The organism is Ancylomarina sp. 16SWW S1-10-2 (assembly GCF_009669305.1).
GTDB lineage: Bacteria > Bacteroidota > Bacteroidia > Bacteroidales > Marinifilaceae > Ancylomarina.
In genome coordinates this window covers 57,269-77,949 of sequence record NZ_SADB01000008.1, presented here as the reverse complement: position 1 = coordinate 77,949, position 20,681 = coordinate 57,269, and the positions used below count along the sequence as shown (strand labels likewise).

Below are 20,681 nucleotides of genomic sequence, written 5' to 3'. Positions count from 1 at the left end.
GTGTTTAAAACTTCCACAAGATATCCTTAATAATTCGTATTTGGAATTAAACTAAATTAAAATAAGTGAAATATTATGAATTACTCAATTTAAATGAAGGGTTATAAATCAAACCAATCATATTACCCCAAGGATCTATTAGGCTAGCTACCATAAGTTCTCCGCCTACATTTGTAGGCTTTTCATGAGTTTTAGCACCCAAACTTATCATCTTATTAAATACAGAGTTGATATCTTCTACACCCCAATAAGAAATAGCACCCTCACTTTTTCCTTCTTTAGCTTTTTCTTCAGGCAAAAGTCCTAGCTCGTAGCCTCCAATGTTAAAACCAACATAAAAAGCTTCATCAAAATAGGGTTGAGTTCCAAATGCTTTAGTATACCAATCTTTTGCCTTATTAAGATCAGTTACCATATAAACGACTGTTCTCAAACCAAGTATATTTTCATTTTTCATGACTCAACTATTATTTAAAAGATAATTTCAACACCTAAGGTAACATCTATTATGATTTGTTTCTTATTTTACGCAAGTTAATTCTATCATTTAAATAATATAAAAAAGGCCATCTCGTTAGAGATGGCCTTCCTAAAAATATATTTTAGTTTATTAAAGTGCCGAAACAATACGTAAAGTATCAGTAGCAATTACTAACTCTTCATTAGTTGTTACAACCATACACTTCACTTTTGAATCCTCAGTAGAGATAAGAGCATCTTTACCACGAAGTCCAGCATTTTTCTTAGAATCAAAATTCATTCCTAAATAGTCGAACTGACCAGCTACTTTCTCACGAGTAATTACATCATTTTCACCAATACCACCAGTGAAAATAATTAAATCAACACCTTCCATTACTGCGATGTATGAACCAACAAATTTTTTCACACGATATGCAAACATATCTAAAGCCAATTGAGCTCTTTCGTTGCCTTCTTCAGCAGCATTCTCAAGGTCTCTCATATCAGAAGAGATACCCGAAACACCAGCTAATCCAGATTCTTTGTTGATCAAATTATTGGTTTCCTGAATAGATAAACCTTTTTTCTCTGCAATAAATAATAAAGCACCAAGATCAAGACTACCAGTACGAGTTCCCATTAATAAACCTTCGTTTGGCGTAAATCCCATAGAAGTTTCGATAGACTTACCACCGTCAACAGCACATATAGAAGCACCATTACCTAAGTGACAAGAAACGATTTTCTTATCTTCGATATTCCATCCTAAAATTTCACAGGCTTTGTTTGCAACAAATTTATGTGACGTTCCGTGGAAACCATACTTACGAACTTTCAATGTTTCGTAACAATCGTATGGTAAACCATACATGAAAGCTTTTTTAGGAAGTGTTTGGTGGAAAGATGTATCAAATACAGCAACTTGTGGTAAACCTGGCAATAATTTTTCAATTGCTAGGATACCTTCAAGGTTAGCAGGATTATGAAGTGGAGCTAATTCGCAACATGCTTTGATTTTTGCTTTAGCATCCTCAGTAATAAAAGCTGAATCTTGGAAATATTCACCACCATGAGCCACACGGTGACCAGCAGCATTAATTTCTTTAATGTCAGAGATTACACCATGATTAGCATCAACTAAAGCAGCAAGTACTAAATTAATACCAACAGAGTGGTTAGGAATATCTTGAACAGTTTTGAACTTATCTTTTCCCTCAGGTTTGTGAGTTAACACACCATTTTCAAGACCAATACGCTCAACTAAACCTGAAGCTAAAAGAGTAACCTCTTTGCCCATGTTCAAAATTTGATACTTTAATGAAGAACTTCCGCAATTTAAAACTAAAACGTTCATTATATTTTGTTTTGATTTGTTAATTAAGTTTCTATTTCTGATTTCTCAACTTACATTCCTGCAGCCTGATTTGCTGTAATAGAAACCAAGTTAACAATATCGCTAACTGAACAACCTCTTGATAAATCGTTGATTGGAGCAGCCATACCTTGCAATACTGGACCTACAGCTTCAGCACCAGCTAAACGCTGTACTAATTTGTAAGCAATATTTCCAACTTCTAGTGTAGGGAATACCAAAACGTTAGCTCTACCTGCAACTTTAGAATTTGGAGCTTTACTTGCACCAATTGCTTCAACAATGGCAGCATCAGCTTGCATTTCACCATCAATTAGGAATTCTGGAGCCATTTCTTTAGCCAAACGAGTTGCTTCAACAACTTTATCAACCATTTCGTGCTTAGCCGATCCCATTGTAGAGAAACTTAACATTGCAACACGAGGTTCCATATTAGCAATAGCTTTTGTTGTTCTTGCAGTAGCAACTGCAATTTCAGCTAATTCGCTTGCTGTTGGGTTTGGATGAACAGCACAGTCAGCAACAACCAACATACCATTATCACCAAATGTTTTATCTTTTAAGATCAAGATAAAAGCACCAGAAACAACTGAACAACCAGGCATTGTTTTCACAATTTGGAAAGCTGGACGTAATACATCTCCTGTAGCATTCATAGCTCCAGCAACTTCGCCGTCAGCATCACCTGCTTTAATCATTAAAGTAGCCAAATAAAGAGGATTTTTAACAAGCCCCAAAGCTTGTTCCATTGTCATCCCTTTTTTCTTACGAAGTTCAACTAAAGTTTCAGCATAAGCTTCCATTTTATCATGATTTTCAGGATCGATGATAGTTGCTTTAGAGATATTTTTTAAATTCAATCGACTAGCTTCTGATTTAATAGTCTCAGGCTTTCCAATTAAAATAATTTGTGCAATTTTTTCATCCAAAAGTATGTCTGCTGCTTGTAGTGTTCTTTCTTCAGTTCCTTCTGGAAGAACTATTCTTTTGTTATGCAGCTTTGCATTTTCCTTAATTTTCTGTAATAAATCCATTGTGAGTCAGTATTTTATGTGTTTTTGTAATCTCGACATTGCGAAATTATAAATAATTGCCCAAAATGCATTTCTAAACCTTCATTTTTAACACATTTTTATCTATATTAATATTCATTCTTGATAAGAATTAATTTTAATATCTTAGCGAAAATTTAGCTAGAATATTTATTTCGTTAACTATTACTAGAGTATTTACAAAACTATATCTACTAACACATTCGCATCTTACAACTTAACTATACTCATGCAAACATCAGATAAATTTTTAAACTTTTCAGAAGCATTCGATGGGGAATTTCATAGAGATAAAAGCACTCGTTTAATCTACGCAACCGATGCATCTGCCTACAAAATGCTGCCTCTTGCTGTTGCCTATCCAAAAAATGAATCTGACATAAAAAAACTCATTTTCTTTGCGAATAAAGAAAAATTATCTCTTATTCCCCGTGCTGCAGGAACATCGCTTGCTGGACAAGTTGTTGGCGATGGTATCGTTGTAGATATATCAAAATATTTCACTGAAATTTTAGAATTAAATGTAGCTGAAAAATGGGTACGAGTTCAACCAGGTGTTATTCTCGATGAGTTAAATCTCTACTTAAAAGATTACGATTTATTTTTTGGACCTGAAACATCAACAGCATCTCGCTGCATGATTGGTGGCATGCTGGGCAATAACTCTTGTGGCTCTCACTCCTTAATATATGGTAGCACAAGAGATCATACTTTAGAAGTAAAAACCATATTAAGTGACGGTTCTAATGCTAGTTTTTCCGCATTAAGCGATGAAGATTTTCATGAAAAATGTCAGCCAAAAGGCACTACATCAAGCTTAGAAAAAAAGATTTATCAACATATTAAAGAAACGCTCGAAAACACTAAGATACAGGATGCAATTCGCAGTGAATTTCCTGACACAAAAAACCACCGACGTAATACGGGCTACGCTCTCGATCTTCTTTTAGACAGCTCCCCCTTTTCTAAAAGCATTAAAAATTTTAATTTTTGTAAGCTCCTCGCAGGATCAGAAGGCACCTTAGCTTTTACTACTGAGATTAAATTAGATCTCGTTCCTTCTCCACCAAAGGAGGTTGCTCTTATATGTGCACACTTTACATCACTTGAAGAAGCCATGCAAGGCAATTTAATAGCTTTAAAATACAAACCTGGTGCAGTCGAATTAATGGATGATACAATCCTAAAACTATCAGAAAATAATCCTCTACAAGCACAAAATAGATTCTTCCTAAAAGACAAACCTGGTGCCATACTTATTATCGAGTTTGCACGCGAAAGTCAAGCCATAATTAATGAGCTGGCTCAAAAAATGGAAGCTGAGTTGACACGCAATAACTTGGGTTACCATTTTCCAATTATTACAGGTTCCGAAAATATTAAACGCGTTTGGGATTTAAGAAAGTCAGCTTTGGGTGTTCTTTCTAATTTAAAAGGCAATGCCAAACCCGTATCGGTTATCGAAGACACCTCTGTATTACCAGAAATTCTTCCTGAATATATAGCTGAATTTAAAACTCTACTACAAAGACATAATCTGTCCTGTGTATTTCATGCACATATTGGTAGTGGCGAAATTCATTTACGACCTATTCTTAATTTGAAACAAGATACAGATAGGGAGAAATTTCATACCATTGCTTTGGATACGGCTAAATTGGTGAAAAAATTTAAAGGTTCGTTAAGTGGAGAGCATGGTGATGGACGTTTACGAGGTGAATTTATTCCTCTTATGATGGGTGAAATAAACTATCAGACTTTTAAGGATATTAAAGCCGTTTGGGATCCAAACACTATTTTTAATCCTGAAAAGATCGTGAATACACCAAAAATGAACAGCCACTTGCGTTACACTAATAATCAAGAAACTAAAGAGCCTGAAACCTATTTCGATTTTTCTGCTGATGGTGGGATGATTAAAGCAACTGAACGTTGTAATGGCTCGGGAGACTGTCGAAATACAATCCTTACAGGTAAAAATATGTGTCCAAGTTACCAGGCAAGCCTTGATGAAAAGAACACGACACGAGCTAGAGCCAACCTCCTGAGAGAATTCTTAAGCTATTCCAAAAAGAAAAATATATTCGACAGCAAAGAGGTCTATGATATTTTAGATTTATGTTTGTCTTGCAAAGCTTGTAAGTCAGAATGTCCATCGAATGTGGATATGGCTAAACTTAAGGCTGAATTCTTGCAACATTATTATGAGTGTAATGGAATTCCCTTACGTACTCGCTTAATTGCAAATATTAGTCAGATTAATCAATTAGGAGCAATTGCGCCCAAGCTCTATAACTACGTTAACCAACATCCAAAACTTGGTGGTTTTATTAAAAAGCAATTGGGTTTTGCTCAAAAAAGAAACATCCCTACTCTACACAAAACAACATTAAGATCGTGGTATAAAAAGAAAGGGAAAAGGATAAATGGTAAAGGAAAAACAGTGTACTTCTTTGCCGATGAGTTTACCAACTTTAATGACACAAGTGTAGGAATTAAAGCAATACTACTACTTGAAAAATTAGGTTATGAAGTCATCATTCCAAAACATCACGAAAATGGTAGGACGTACCTTTCAAAGGGCTTGGTGAAAAAGGCACAAGTTATTGCTAATAAAAATATCAGCTTGTTAAAAGACATTATCAGTAAAGAAACACCTTTGGTAGGCATTGAACCTTCCGCTATACTTAGCTTTAGAGATGAATATAAAGATCTCGCTTACCCAGACCTTAAAACATCGGCTATGCAGCTCTCGGAGAATTGCCTAATGATAGAAGAATTTCTTTGGCAAGAAATGCAAGCAGGACGAATTATAAAAGAACAGTTCACAAAAGAATCTAAAGAAATTAGTTTCCACGGGCACTGCTATCAAAAGGCTTTAGCTTCTACCCTACCTGTTAAAGAGGTTTTATCTTTCCCAGAAAACTATACAGCTACTGAAATTGATTCGGGATGCTGCGGTATGGCTGGCTCTTTTGGTTACGAAGCAGAACACTATGATCTTAGTATGAAAATAGCAGAACTTAAACTTTTACCTGCAATTAGAAATACCAAACCAACAACATTATTGGCAGCCTCTGGTACATCGTGCCGTCATCAAATAAAAGATGGCAGTCAGAGAGAAGCACAACATCCTGTAGAGATTTTGTTTGATGCTTTGGTTACTAAAATTTAGGAAGAAAAAAATCCCTGCTTCAACAGAAACAGGGATTTTGTATATTATTTAGCTTGACTTCTAATTAAAGAATTTCAAGTCCAAAATTTCTTTCATATTATTCAATTCAAACAACTTTTCGTGCTGTATAGATTCGGCTAATTTCTCATATTCCCAAGTATATTTACAAGGGACATAAGCAGCATATCCGCCAATATTGAGAACAGGAAGCATATCCGATTTCATAGAATTACCAACCATAAGAAAATTCTCTGCTTTAATGCTTCGTCCTTCAATAATTTGTTGATAAGCCTGATCATCCTTTTCGCTTAGCACAATCACATCTGAAAAATACTTACTCAAACCAGACTTTTTCATCTTACGATTTTGATCTAAAAGATCACCCTTTGTAATACTTATAAGGTCATGATTCTTAGATAAATTTTCAAGAACATGTTGCACATGATTCATAGGTTGCACGGGCTCCGTAAGCATCTTAGCTCCAAGAGCCAATATTTTTGCTATCAATTCTCCTGGAATTTCTCTAAAAGACAAACTCAATGCAGCCTCTATCATCGAAAGCGTATACGCTTTAATGCCATAACCATATAGCTTCAAGTTCTTTATTTGAGTAGAATATAGACGTTCCAAAACAGCCTCTTTGCACCCATATTCACTCAATATTTGAGCGTATTCATTCTGAGTTTGGTAGAAATAATTCTCATTTCCCCAAAGCGTATCATCTGCATCAAATGCGATCAAATCAATCATGTCTTGCCTTCTCTTATTTTACTTCTTAGTATCATACTTATCTGTTTACAAATGCACTATTTTCATTATTAGCAACATACAAACAAACTTCTTTAATTCTATTAAGTTGACCCTAAAACCACCCCAATAAATCATCTATAATTTAGTGCAAAAGTAAATTAATTCAGCAATAAAAAAAGCAAAATATATCAAATCGATAGAATATAGAAGTTTCCTAAATAAAGTCTTCAACTTTTATCATTCAAATTATCTCAAATAAAGGCATAAAATATTTTTAAATGAGAATATTCTCATTACATTTGAAGTGAGAATATTCTCATTACTATTATAATCACCTTATGCCCAGAAGAAGGAGACTAAGAAAAGTTGTAGCTCCTCCAGAATTTAAAGGTTATAAACCGTATGGAACAAATGGAGGTACTGAAGGACCGATAGAATTACTTTATGAAGAATATGAAGCAATTAAACTTGCAGACTATGATTTGATGAACCATAAAGAAGCCTCAGAGCTTATGGGTATATCAAGGCCAACATTTGCAAGAATATATGAAAGTGCTAGACGCAAAATTGCTCAGGCATTTGTTGAAACAAAGGAAATTATAACTGTTTTTGGAAACTGTTGGATGGACAAATCTTGGTTTGTCTGTGATCATTGTCAAGCACAATTCACGATTCCAAAAACATTGGGAGAGGAATTCTGTCCTTTGTGTACATCGTTAAATATAAAGCTATTAGATAATCAAAAATAAAAAATTCATGAGTAGAACAGTAATTACATCTTCAGGTAATGAACTAACATCTCAATTTCACAAGCGCTTTGGTAGAACTGAGTGGTTTTGTGTATTTGATAGCGAAACAAAAGAAAGCTCATTTGTAAAAAATGAATTTGTAAATACAAAGCGTTCTGCTGGAAAACAAGCAGCTGAATTAATGTACAAACTAAAGGCTGATAAAGTTATTTCGGGCGATTTTGGTCCTGAAGCTAAAGAACAATTAGAAAAACGAAATATTCAAATGATTATTATTCAAGATTCAACAAACATACAAAGTGTTGTTGATCGCATTAATATTTAATTATATAAAAAGGAGGTTTTATGCCAAGATTTGATGGAACAGGACCAGGTGGAAAAGGTTCTCAAACAGGAAGAGGTCAAGGAAGATGTAATTCTAATTCACAAGGAACGAATCAACAAGACCCAAATGAAGACCAACAAAGATCAGCTTCTCAAAATGGAGGTGGTAGAGGTCAAGGACGAGGCCAAGGAAAAGGTCAAGGTCAAGGTCAAGGTCGTGGACAAGGAAAAGGTCAGGGCCAAGGAAGAGGAAGAGGTTCTAATTAGAATCTATTCTGTATAAGTTGAAATTCACGCATCGTTTGCAAAGAATCGTCATACTTTAAAAGAAATTTAATTTGGTAAGTCTTCTTTTACAAGTATAGATTCATTTGAGAGCTTTGCGCGAATTTTTTTTACGCATAAACCCATCCATTAATAATAATAAACTCAATAAAAAGAAATATTATGAAGAAAAAAATTGCAATTCCAGTAGATAAAGAAGATATTTTAGATGCCCATTTCGGACACTGTAGCTTTTTTGCCGTTCTAAATATCGAAAATGGTAAAGTTGTATCTGAAGAAAAACTAACACCACCCGTTCATGAACCAGGCGTACTTCCAAAGTGGTTATCTGAAAAAGGTGTGAGCGATATTATTGCCGGTGGAATGGGTCAAATGGCCATTCAACTATTTAATAAAAATGGGGTTAATGTTTTTGTTGGTGCACCTAAATTATCAGCTAAAGAATTAATTGAAGCTTACCTTAATAAAACAATAACATTTACAGCTAACTACTGTGATCATTAATTGATAAATAAAGCAAACTCATAATCAGTGCAAACATATTGCACTGATTATGCTTTTAATATATAGAACCTTATCTCATTTAAAATTGCCACAACAAGCGGAATAAATGGTCTTGGGAAAAATAAATCTGTTTTAAACCCTGGTCTAAAAGATATTATCGAAAATTATCTAATAAAAAATAAACTTTTACAATTGACAAAAATTTCATTTGATAATACTACGATCAAACACTCATCACAAACAATTTAAGAGCATCAACTAGATCATTTTTTTTGAAATTTAAAACTAAAAAACGTGATTAAAGATATGATGAAATTAAGACCTCGCTACGGCGAAGTCGACCAGATGGGCTATGTCTATCATGCCAATTATCTGAGTTATTGCCATCAAGCTAGAACTGAGCTTTTACGAAAACTGGATTTAAATGACAAGTACTTAGAAGATATGAATATCATGATGCCTGTTATATCTTTTAATATTGATTACAAAAAACCAGCTCATTACGACGAGCTCATAAGCATTACAACAACTATAAAAGACTTACCCAAAACTCGTTTCTATTTTGAATTCCTAATAAGCAACGAAGAAGGTCAGATTCTTTGTAAAGCAAATTCTACTCTTGTTTTCGTAAATAAAGAATCTCGACAACCTAAATTAATTCCTGAATTTATAGCTAGTAAACTTCAATCTAATTTCAAACACGAAAAAGAATTCTCCCTACTATAATCCCTATTTATAAACTGATTAGCATTAACAAGGCTTATTCCTCATTAATACTAGTCTGTCGAATTTTCAACCGAGTATATATTACAAATCTGTTATGGAACATGTCATATTTACTTCATTCCATGTTGTAGAAACTAAATGATATATTATATTTGCCATATATGTAAATATCTAAATATGGGGATTAAAACATAATACTTAGAATATAATTATCATGACAAAATATTTAATAGTTGGAGGAGTAGCTGGAGGAGCAACAACAGCAGCTCGTCTAAGAAGAATAGATGAATCGGCAGAAATAATCATGTTCGAAAGAGGAGAACATATTTCCTATGCTAATTGCGGTTTACCATACTATGTAGGTGGTGTTATTGTAGAAAGAGAAAATCTATTATTACAAACCCCTGAAAGTTTTAAAGCGAGATTAAATGTTGACGTCCGAGTTCAAAATGAAGTTATAAGCATTGACACTAAAAATAAATCGGTTGAAGTTAAGGATATACTTAATGGAACAAACTATACTGAAACATACGATAAGTTAATCGTTTCGCCAGGTGCAGAACCAATTAAACCACCTATTCCTGGCATTAAAGATGATGCCATATTTACCGTTCGTAACGTAAGGGATACCGATAAAATCAAATCATTTTACGATAATAATCAACCTAAGAAAGCTGTTGTTGTAGGTGCCGGTTTCATTGGTCTCGAAATGGCAGAAAACCTTCACCACCTAGGGATGATGGTTACCATTGTAGAAATGGCCGATCAAGTAATGACACCTCTAGACTACGAAATGGCTGCCGAGGTACACATGCACCTTAAAACCAAAAATGTTGAGTTTTATTTAAAAGATGGTGTATCTGAATTCCGTCGCGAAGGTGATAAATTAAACATTCACCTACAATCGGGTCGTAAGATTGAGGCTGATATGGTAATTCTATCGATTGGGGTACGTCCTGAAACTAGATTAGTGAAAGAAGCTGGTCTTGAATTAGCTCCCAATGGTGGTATTAAAGTAAACGAATATTTACAAACTAGCGCCGAGCACGTTTACGCTCTTGGTGATGCTATGGCATTTCCTCATCCAATAACAGGTAAATACACGAATACTTACTTGGCAGGACCAGCCAATAAACAAGCAAGAATGTTGGCTGATAACTTGGTTAACGGACATCATAAAAAATATGAAGGGGCTATTGCTACAGCTATTGCCAAAGTATTTGATATTACCGTAGCATCAACCGGATTAGCAGAGAAAGTACTTAAGAAGGAAGGGATTAAGTATATTTCTAATATTACTCACGGTGCATCGAATGCAGGTTATTATCCAGGGGCTATGCCTACTACAATTAAAATCATGTTCGATCCCGAGACAGGAAAACTGTTTGGTGGTCAGATTATTGGTTATGTAGGTGTTGATAAGCGTATCGATCTTATCGCAAACGTACTTAAAAACAAAGGAAGTATATACGATCTTCAAGAAATTGAGCATGCCTATGCCCCACCTTTTTCATCTGCCAAAGATCCTGTGAATCAAGCCGGCTTTACAGCTGGTAATATTATTGAAGGATTGGTTAATATTATCCATTGGGATGAAGTACACCTTTTGGATGCACCTAACACCTTTATCTTAGATGTAAGAACACCAGATGAATCTGAACTAGGAAAAATTGAAGGTGCAATTAATATTGAGCTTGATCAAATCCGTGAACGAATTGATGAGATTCCGAAAGACAAAAAAATTATTATTTACTGTGGCGTAGGACTTCGTGGCTATTTTGCAGCAAGAATTCTTATGCAGAGAGGCTTTAATGATGTTGTAAACCTGAGTGGTGGTTACAAAACATACGAGCATGCTACATGCAAACAAAGTAATGAAGACATCTTTGAGTCTAACTATATTGCTAAAGATGGCCAAATTTATCGTGGAAAAGAGAAAGAAGCTGAGGGGCAAAACAGCGAAGGGAAAGAGATCAAAACGATAGATATTGATGCGTGTGGTCTACAATGTCCTGGTCCTATAATCAAACTTAAGAAAGAGGTTGATAAGCTTGAAGTTGGTCAACGACTTCGCCAAAAAGTTACTGATGCCGGTTTCATCAAAGATGTGAAATCGTGGTGTAATATGACAGGAAACAAGTTGATTTCTTGCGAATCAGACAAAGGAATTATTTCTGCTGTTATCGAAAAACAAGAAAAGGTCGAATCTCCTATAGATTCCAATACAACTGTAGCAAAGAACAAAACCATGGTTGTTTTCTCTGACGATTTAGATAGAGCTTTGGCTTCTCTTGTTATCGCAAATGGTGCAATTGCAACGGGTAGTAAAGTAACTTTATTCTTTACATTCTGGGGGCTAAACGTTATTAAAAAAGCAAACAAACCTCGCGTTAAAAAAGACCTAATGGGCAAAATGTTCGGTAAGATGATGGCTAGTGATGCTGGTCATCTTAAGTTATCGAAAATGAATATGATGGGGATGGGTACTAAGATGATGGAGAAAAGAATGAGCTCGAAAAAGGTTGATTCTCTTGAACAATTATTGAAAACAGCTATGGAAAATGGTGTTGAAATGATTGCTTGCCAAATGTCTATGGACATCATGGGAGTTGATCCAGCAGAATTACTAGAAGGTGTTGAAATTGGAGGTGTTGCGGCTTACCTTGAGGAAGCTGAAAAATCAAATGTCAACCTATTCATTTAATAACAACTCAAAACAATATAATCGATAAAAAGACTGCCTTTAGGTAGTCTTTTTTTTATGTAATGTTTCGACCTTTTATAAGCTTACACAAAAAGGATGAATATATATCAGAGCTAGAAAAATTGTTTTGAAAAAGTCTCAGATGACTAGCATCTGAGGCTTTAAAATATGCTTATAAAATTACTAATCTGAGATTAGTAAAAATGAATAATCTACTTTACAACTTGAATTTTACTTGACATTACTTTACCATCTAATCTTACTCGAACAATATAAATACCATTCTTAAGAGATTCAACGCGAATGGTGTTATCACCTGAATTTCGTTCTTTTTTAGAATAAACCTTCTTTCCTGTAAGGTCAAAAATATCCAAACTAAAGTCTTGATTCGAACTTCCTAGTTGAAGTTTAAATGCGTTACGACAAGGATTAGGATAAATTTTCATCTCACCGATCTCTTCCTCAATCGTTTCGATTCCAGTTACAATTGGAATAATTTCTACTTCTTCAGTATTGGACGTGTATGAAGTCCCAAATATTTCACCAATGATATAGACATTATAGTTTCCAGCATCTTCTACTGTTATATCATATCTAGTAATCCCTACAACTGGATTCTCATTGGTTTTATAAAATTCATCATTAATATAGATGTCAAACTTATCATATTTAACAGGAAGCTCCAATTCTAGGTTTAATTTGAAGTCTTTAACAACTTCAAACTTGCTAACTACAGGAGTTTTATCCTTAATTTCTAGTTCAACCTGATTCGACTTTAATTCCTTTTTATCTATATAAACGAGAACATAAGATGTGTAAGTACCAACCTGATCAACTGTTATAGAGAAAGACTGTTCTCCAATTGCTGGGGTTACAATTTTTTCATAAAATTCTCCATTTAAATATACTTTCAATGAATCATAATCGACTTTAATATCCATATTAAGATTAAGAACCTTATCCTTAACTTCTTCTAATCCTGAGACTAAAGGAACTCTGTCAAGCTCTGGAATATCTACACTCCAAACACCACGTCCATGGGTTGCAAATACCACCTGATTACCAACAATATGCATATCGTAAATAGTTACTGGAGGTATATTTCCACCAACAGCACTCCAGCTTTCGCCATTATCAGTTGATTGAAATAATCCAATCTCAGTTCCTGCCCAAATAACATTAGTATCATAAGGCATAACAATCAGACAATGAGTCACAACATCTGGAAATCCATTAGTACTTACATCTCCTGTACCAAAACCTGAGATATCTGTCCAAGTTTCTCCAAGATCAGTTGTTCTTAAAATCTTAGGTGCTTCACTTGTTGAGTAAAGTAAATAAGCTGTATTAGGGTCAGAAGGGTGTGTCGCAATTCCACTTATGTAAGCATTCACATCTCTTTCAGCATATTTCTTCACTGCAGTGTAGGTTTCGCCTTCATCCTGCGAAACATGAATCTGGTAACCATTAGTCTCAGACATTGCAGCTCCTGCCCAAACAATATTCGGATTGGCTTGAGATACTTCAACATTATGCACACTATAAACGGTTCCATCAGACCAGTTGTCTCCAATCGTTTTTAGTTTCCAGTTACTACCAAAATCTGTCGATTTATAAACACCTGTATTTCCTACTGCAAACACGACATCAGGATGCCATTTAGAAGCCGACAACTTAGTAATAAAAGGACCATCGTCATCAGTAATTCCTCTAACAGCTGTCCAACTATCTCCACCGTTATCTGATTTATAAATGTCATTATTATATATACTTCCCAACAGCTTTTTAGAATTTGTACTATGCCATAAACATTCAAAACCATCTCCTCCCAAACGGAAGTAGTAATTTGAACTTGAACTAGCATCTTCATCTGCAGCTGACTGCCAAGTTCCATTATCCTGCATTCCTCCAATATATTCATTGGCATCAGGATTTTTAGCAACTCCATAAAATTGAGTTGTAATATAATTATTAGGTCTTTGATCAAATAATACACCTCCATTTTCAGAAACACCAATACCACCATCATTTCCATCAATAATTCTAAAATTATCACCTTCAAGGGGTACAATTGTAATATTGTGATGGTCAGGATGCAAACCTTCTATTTTAACTTTCCCCTTTCCTGCTGCTTGATTGTAACTGTTTGCACCTCCATTATTACCATAGGCATCAGCTACACTTGTTTTTTCACCATCGAAAACTTCAATTGGTCCGTACTCCACAATAATTTTAGAAGTAGGCAAATTTTCAGAATCCCATGTATAACCATCTGTCAATTCAGGCCATATCATATACATTGCTTTAAAAACATGTCCACCTGCAACGGCAATATTTGCATCTGGAGCATCAGCATTATATTCTACTGCATTAACAAAAATATACTCTCTACTTAAATTACCATAGGCTGCACCATCTCCCTTGCGGGTATAAATATTAAATGCTCCATCTGATTCCTGATCTCGAAAAGAAACCATTAACTGTTTGTTATTGGTAACATCCCAAACCTGAAAAGGAACGTCATCATAGCCAGCGTAAGTATAATCGGCAACTGGAACACCATTAGTTCCTTGGTTAGGTACTGTAAAACGATGTGCCTTTTGTGAAATTCCATCTCCAAAACGAATTTCTACTGAAGACCAGTCTGTCGTTAAAAGATTTGTTCCTTCTTCTGTGCTTAATCCACTATCTAAAAAGGTACCTCCAAAATTAACAAAAGTTAGAAAATCTGTATTCTCTGTATAAGCAGCTTTAACAGCAGCATCTAATTCTTTAGGTGTACTATTAAAAGCCAATTTCCACATATTAACACCACCTACAAAAACAACACTGTCTATAAAAGGATGTGCTTCAAGTGTATTATCATAATCACCTTGTCCGCCCAAGAAATTTGTTTCATCATTAAATTTAGTCCAACTATTAGCATTATCTCTTGAGATAAAAACATTCGATGCCTCTTCTGAGATATTAACACTTGTATAAACAATATTTCGATCTACAGGAGATACGCAGACCTCATAACGGGTCCCACTAGCAAGTCCCTTAGAAAAGGATTCCCATGATTGACCAGCATCAATTGTACGTAAAATTCCCTTTCCATTTTCACCAGCAAAAATAGTATCTCTTGCAGTAGGATAAGCAGCAAGGTCTTCTACTCCACTAAGACTTTCATATACTTGTACCCAATCTGTTCCTCCATTATTCGTTTTGAATAAGCCTTTCTCGGTAGCGGCAATCACAAGATCTGAATTAATAGGATCAACAAAAAGACGGTTGATATAACCAAAATCGGGATTTGTACTAGTACTGGACAATTGTACCCAAGTTATACCTCGGTCAGTCGATTTCCATATTCCATTTCCAATATTATTGGCACCACCAGGAAAACTTTCACCAGTACCAGCATAAATAATATCATGATTGGAACTAGCCATAGCTAATGCATTTACCGATAGATTAGTTAAATCGTTGGATAAATTGGTCCAATTATAAGCACCATCAGTCGTTTTCCAAATTCCTCCAGTAGCACTACCTGCATACCACGTGTTTTTTTCAGCATCATCAGGATCAACAACAATGGCCCGAGTACGACCACCAATATTGGCTGGACCTCTCTGAATAAAATCCAAAGTAGCTTTTGTACTTTTTAATTTTGAACCATTATCACGGGCTTTATTCAGCTCCAATGTCTTGTAGTTCATTTTATAACCAGATTTCTTTTCTCCTATTCGGGTCGTAATATCCTTATAGTACTTACTGAACATATCTGGCTTGTTGGCTTTACTATAGCCAACTTTTCTTTTTGCCTTTTTTTCTTGAAATTGCTTTTGCCAGATTTCTTCAGGTGTGAATTCATTGCTAGCTAATTGTTTTTCATGAGGTCTAATTGACTTAATGATAAGAACAGCTGACAATGCCAGAATTCCCACAGTAAGAAAAATGTAAAATTTCTTCATAAACCGTTTAGGTTAGTTAGTTGGTTGGTTGGTTGGTTGGTTAAAATTTTTATTTTTTAGGGGTTATTTTCTTCTTTGATTGAAGATCGAAAAAATAGATCGATTTTCCTTTGTCTTCCGGACTTACAATATAGCCTTTTTGCATGACTATCTTCAACTGTGTATTAGTATGCCATGATATTTTTGCATTAGCCATTTTATCCTCATAAATAATCTCATTCTTTTTGATATCATATACAAAAAACGCTATCGGTTGATTCGGATTAAGTTCGGGTGCAGTCATCATCTTTTGACACAATGCATAACTCTTATTTGAATTTAATTTACAGTCTACTTTTTCACCAAACTTTTCTGAAGCAATTTGTTGGTAGGTCTTCTCCGACTTAAGAGTTCTGTACTGACTTACTTTATTCGTTTGAATACAACCGAAGAAAAGAAGAAGTATAAATGAATTAACCAGAATATTTTTAATAGATATTGAAAATTGCTTTATCATTTCTTATCGTTCTTAACATTTAGTTAATACTTGCAAAACAAGCTTTTAACAGTATCGTGTTTGGTAAATATAATGACTATTCATGACAACAAACAAATCTACTCAACTCTATCAATTTATAAACAGGTGTTTGTATTATAAAGATCATTTTCCACATTAATCAAATTAACCATCTTGTATATTTATCACCCAATTCGTTAGCTCTCCATATATAATAAGTTTACACAAAAAGGATGAATATTTATCAGAGATAGAAAATTCTTAAGAAAAAGCCTCAGATGGCTGGCATCTGAGGCTTTAAAAAATTGATTATGAATTTACTAATTCAGGATTTGCACCTATTTGTAATCTACTTTACAACTTGAATTTTACTTGACATTACTTTACCATCGAATCTTACTCTAACAACATAAATACCATTCTTAAGAGATTCAACGCGAATGGTATTATCCCCTGTATTTCGCTCTTTTATAGAATAAACTTTCTTCCCTGTAAGATCGAAAATATCCAAACTAAAATCTTGAGTTGAATTACCGAGTTGAAGTTTAAATGCGTTACGGCAAGGATTAGGATAAATCTTCATCTCACCTATCTCTTCCTTAACCGTTTCTATTCCTGTTAAGATTATTTCTACAGTTTTGGCATTAGATGTGAACGATGTCCCAAATATCTCACCAACGATATAGGCCTCATGAATACCATCTTTATCAACAACTACATCATAATTGGCACTTCCTACATCTGGATTATCTATGGTATCATAAACCTCACCATTAATATAGATATCAAACTTATCGTATTTAACCGGAATATTAACTTGCAAATTCAGCTGTAAATCTTCGATAATTTCAAACCCATTAACCGTAGGAATCTTATCCTTTACCTCTACCTCTTTTTGGTTCGATTTAAAGGGCTCCGTATTAACATAAGCGGTCACGTAAGAATTATAAACACCAGCTTCCTCAACAGGTATCTCATAACTATAAGAGCCCAAATCTAAAGTTTGGATCGTTTCATTCAGCTCATCATTAATATAAATTTCTATAGAATCACAAGCTATTTTAACGTCCACATCTAGTTTCAATACGCGGTCTTTAATCTCTTTTAATTCCATGACCTCGGGAACAGGGATAATAACAGGAATATCTACACTCCAAATGCCTCTTCCATGCGTAGCAATCACCACTTGATTGCCTACAAAATGCATATCGTAAATAGAAACAGGAGGTAAATTACCACTTAGAATATGCCATGATTTCCCATTATCAATGGATTCAAACATACCTATTTCGGTACCAGCCCAGATGGTTTCAGGACTGTTTGGCATCACTAAAAGACAATGCGTAACCACATCAGGAAAACCATTATCACTTTCTGTATTTGTGCCGAAACCAGAAATATCTTCCCAATTTTGTCCCAAATCAGTCGTTCTTAAAATTTTAGGAGCTTTAGCTGTTGAAAAAAGAATATAAGCCGTGCTTGGCTCTGTAGGATGAGTCGCAATTCCACTTATATAAGAAGTCATATACCTTTCTGCATAGTCATTCACAGCAGTGAAGGTTTCTCCTTCATCTTGCGAAACATGAATTTGATAGCCATTACTCTTCTGCATAGCAGCTCCTGCCCATACTATTTTAGAATCAGCTTGAGAAACTCCCACATTGTGCACACTATAAACGGTCCCATCAGACCAATTGTTTTCAATATTTTTTATCGTCCAATTAAATCCAAAATCTGTAGATTTATAAACACCCTTATTTCCGACAGCAAACACCACATCTGGATGCGATTTTGAACTTGAAAGTCGAGTAATAAAAGGGCCATCATCCTCAGTTATTCCATTAACACCTGACCAAGTTTCACCTCCATTTATGGTTTTTCTAATATCATTATTATAAACACTTCCCAATATTTTTTCAGGATCTGTACTGTGCCATAAACATTCGAAACCATCTCCTCCTATACGAAAATGATAGTTGGTTTCAGAAGATGCATTTTCACTTACTGCCGACTGCCAAGTGCCATTATCCTGCATTCCACCAATGTATTCATTGGCTTCAGGATTTTTAGCTACACCATAAAATTGGGTTGTTATATAATTATATGGCTTTTGGTTAAAAATTTCACCACTATCCTCAGAGACTCCAATTCCACCGTCATTTCCATCAATAATTCTAAAACTTTCATCATCCTTAGGAATTATTGTAATGTTATGATGATCGGGATGTAAACCAGGTATTCTAGTTTTCCCCATACCATAAGTCTGGTCGTATCTGTTACCTCCCCCATATTCACCATACGCATCTGTAACACTAGTTGTAGTTCCGCCAAAAACTTTAACTGTACCGTATTTTACAACAATCTTTGAATCAGGCAAATTATCAGAATTCCAATCGGCACCAGCAGTTAATGTGGGCCACATCATATATAGTGCTTTATATAAATGCCCTCCTGAAACGGCTATGCTAGCATTTGCTGACTCAGCATTGTACTCAACGGCATTTACATAAATATATTCTCTTCCCAAATCACCATATTCTGTACCTGTACGCGTATAAAGATTAAAGGCGCCATCCTTTTCCTGATCTCGAAAAGAAACCATCAACTGCCTATCGTTTTTAGTATCCCAAACTTGAAAAGGAACATCAACATAATCTTGGTAAGTGTAAGTTGATGCTGCAACGCCAGAAGTTGCTTCATCGGGAACTGTAAAACGATGCGCTTTTTGAGAAAGACCAGATCCAAAACGAATCTCTACTGATGTCCAATCGGTAGGAACCAAATTTGCACCTACCGTTGTGGTTAAACTTCCATTCAAATAATCAGCACCGAAGCTGACAAAAGAAAGAAAATCAGTATTCTCAGTATAAGCTGCTTTAACCGTTTCACTCTCTGTCGCTTTCTCATTCAGTGTGATTTTCCACATATTTACGCCAGCTACAAACACTTCATTTTCCTTAAATGGATGGGCCGTAATTACATTGTCATAATCTCCCTGTCCACCCAAAAAATTCTCATTATTTGCATCATTATCTTCATCCTTATAACATTGCCAATCGGTAGCACCATTTATAGACACATAGACGTAGGATTCACTACTTGAAACGTTGATGCTTGCATAAACGATCTCTTTATTAACAGGAGATACGGCAAGTTCATATCTGCCACCAACGACTAATCCTTCAGACGCCATTTTCCATGTATCCCCTCCATCTAAGGTACGAAGTATCCCCTTCGAATTTTCTCCAGCGTATATCGTGTTCTCTTCGGAGGAATGTGCTTTTAAAACCTCAATTCCTGTCGAACTTTCATAAACCTCAGCCCAATCAGTTCCACCATTTATTGTTTTAAAAATACCGTGTTCTGTGGCAGCAATAACAATGTTTTCATTAATTGGATTCACCCAAAGGCTATTGATGTAGCTAAAATTCTCATCAGTTACAGTACTTTCCAATTGAGTCCAACTTTCACCACGATCAATCGATTTCCAAATCCCATTTCCAAGATTATTGGCACTTCCTGGAAAACTCTCCCCAGTTCCAGCATAAATAACATCGTGCTTTGATGGTGCCATAAAAAGAGCATTTACCGATAAGTTGGTTAAATCATTGGAAAGATTAGTCCAATTATCTGCACCATCAGTTGTTTTCCAAATACCTCCACTGGCACTTCCTACATACCAAGTATTTTTGTCACTTACATCAGGATCTACAATAATTGCACGAGTACGTCCTCCAACATTAGCAGGTCCTCGCTGAACAAAATTCAGAGAGGCATTGGTACTCTTTAATCTTGGAGCATTATCAAGAGCTTTCTGAAGCTCCTTTGTTGTATAGTTCATCTCATAATCCGATTCACTTTCTCCTATTTGAGTTGTGATATCTTTAAAATATTTGGTGAACAAATTTGGCTTATCAGCTTTACTATAGCCTAGCTTTCTTTTGGCCTTCTTTTCTATAAATTGCTTATGCCATATTTCTTCAGGTGTAAATTCTCTATTAGAAGATTGCTTTTCGAACGGTCGAGCGTAATAACTGATAGAAATCACAGACAAAGTCAGGAAAAACAGAATAAGTAAGAGATAAAATTTCTTCATGAAACCTTTAAAGTTCGTTGGTTAAAATCT

At 35.0% G+C, this 20,681-nt stretch carries 14 protein-coding genes; 7 read left to right on the top strand and 7 right to left on the bottom strand.

Going from position 1 to position 20,681, the window contains the following annotated elements:
• Positions 1–73: 73 nt before the first annotated feature.
• From EMN46_RS08325 to pta, 3 genes are all read right to left on the bottom strand, one after another.
• Positions 74–457: a VOC family protein gene (locus EMN46_RS08325; protein WP_154200344.1), complete on the bottom strand. Its 384-nt coding sequence runs from the start codon at positions 455–457 to the stop codon at positions 74–76.
• A 153-nt stretch (positions 458–610) separates the two neighbouring features.
• On the bottom strand, positions 611–1,816 hold the full coding sequence (locus tag EMN46_RS08320; RefSeq protein WP_154200343.1) for an acetate/propionate family kinase: 1,206 nt from the start codon (positions 1,814–1,816) through the stop codon (positions 611–613).
• A 50-nt stretch (positions 1,817–1,866) separates the two neighbouring features.
• Positions 1,867–2,868, bottom strand: a complete 1,002-nt coding sequence (gene pta, locus EMN46_RS08315) for a phosphate acetyltransferase (protein WP_154200342.1) — start codon at positions 2,866–2,868, stop codon at positions 1,867–1,869.
• A gap of 247 nt (positions 2,869–3,115) precedes the next feature.
• On the opposite strand from pta, the gene EMN46_RS08310 reads away from it, so the two are divergent.
• Positions 3,116–6,061: an FAD-binding and (Fe-S)-binding domain-containing protein gene (locus EMN46_RS08310; protein ID WP_154200341.1), complete on the top strand. Its 2,946-nt coding sequence runs from the start codon at positions 3,116–3,118 to the stop codon at positions 6,059–6,061.
• Between the two features lie 60 nt (positions 6,062–6,121).
• On the opposite strand, the gene EMN46_RS08305 is transcribed toward EMN46_RS08310, so the two are convergent.
• Positions 6,122–6,811, bottom strand: a complete 690-nt coding sequence (locus EMN46_RS08305; RefSeq protein ID WP_154200340.1) for an HAD family hydrolase — start codon at positions 6,809–6,811, stop codon at positions 6,122–6,124.
• Between the two features lie 338 nt (positions 6,812–7,149).
• Between EMN46_RS08305 and EMN46_RS08300 the strand changes: the two genes are divergently transcribed.
• The 6 genes from EMN46_RS08300 (at position 7,150) to EMN46_RS08275 (ending at position 12,103) form a co-directional block, all read left to right on the top strand.
• A complete protein-coding gene (locus tag EMN46_RS08300; RefSeq protein ID WP_154200339.1) occupies positions 7,150–7,560 on the top strand; it encodes a DUF134 domain-containing protein in 411 nt (136 codons plus the stop codon).
• A gap of 7 nt (positions 7,561–7,567) precedes the next feature.
• The gene (locus EMN46_RS08295) at positions 7,568–7,885 is read left to right on the top strand and encodes a NifB/NifX family molybdenum-iron cluster-binding protein (protein WP_154200338.1); all 318 of its coding nucleotides are present in this window, start codon (positions 7,568–7,570) and stop codon (positions 7,883–7,885) included.
• Positions 7,886–7,905: 20 nt separating this feature from the next.
• Positions 7,906–8,151, top strand: coding sequence for a DUF5320 domain-containing protein (locus EMN46_RS19625; RefSeq protein WP_195715220.1), 246 nt, complete (start codon positions 7,906–7,908; stop codon positions 8,149–8,151).
• Between the two features lie 180 nt (positions 8,152–8,331).
• Entirely contained in the window at positions 8,332–8,673 is a 342-nt protein-coding gene (locus tag EMN46_RS08285; protein ID WP_154200337.1) for a NifB/NifX family molybdenum-iron cluster-binding protein, read from the top strand.
• A gap of 306 nt (positions 8,674–8,979) precedes the next feature.
• Complete coding sequence (locus EMN46_RS08280; protein WP_154200336.1) at positions 8,980–9,399, top strand: thioesterase family protein; 420 nt, start codon at positions 8,980–8,982, stop codon at positions 9,397–9,399.
• 214 nt (positions 9,400–9,613) lie between these two features.
• The gene (locus EMN46_RS08275) at positions 9,614–12,103 is read left to right on the top strand and encodes an FAD-dependent oxidoreductase (protein ID WP_154200335.1); all 2,490 of its coding nucleotides are present in this window, start codon (positions 9,614–9,616) and stop codon (positions 12,101–12,103) included.
• Between the two features lie 212 nt (positions 12,104–12,315).
• Here EMN46_RS08275 and EMN46_RS08270 read toward each other — a convergent pair whose 3' ends face one another.
• The 3 genes from EMN46_RS08270 to EMN46_RS08260 form a co-directional block, all read right to left on the bottom strand.
• Positions 12,316–16,059, bottom strand: coding sequence for a T9SS type A sorting domain-containing protein (locus EMN46_RS08270; RefSeq protein WP_154200334.1), 3,744 nt, complete (start codon positions 16,057–16,059; stop codon positions 12,316–12,318).
• A gap of 49 nt (positions 16,060–16,108) precedes the next feature.
• Positions 16,109–16,555 carry a hypothetical protein gene (locus tag EMN46_RS08265; RefSeq protein WP_154200333.1) on the bottom strand — a complete coding sequence of 149 codons (447 nt, stop codon included), beginning with the start codon at positions 16,553–16,555 and terminating at the stop codon, positions 16,109–16,111.
• Between the two features lie 349 nt (positions 16,556–16,904).
• Complete coding sequence (locus EMN46_RS08260) at positions 16,905–20,651, bottom strand: T9SS type A sorting domain-containing protein (protein WP_154200332.1); 3,747 nt, start codon at positions 20,649–20,651, stop codon at positions 16,905–16,907.
• Positions 20,652–20,681 lie beyond the last annotated feature (30 nt).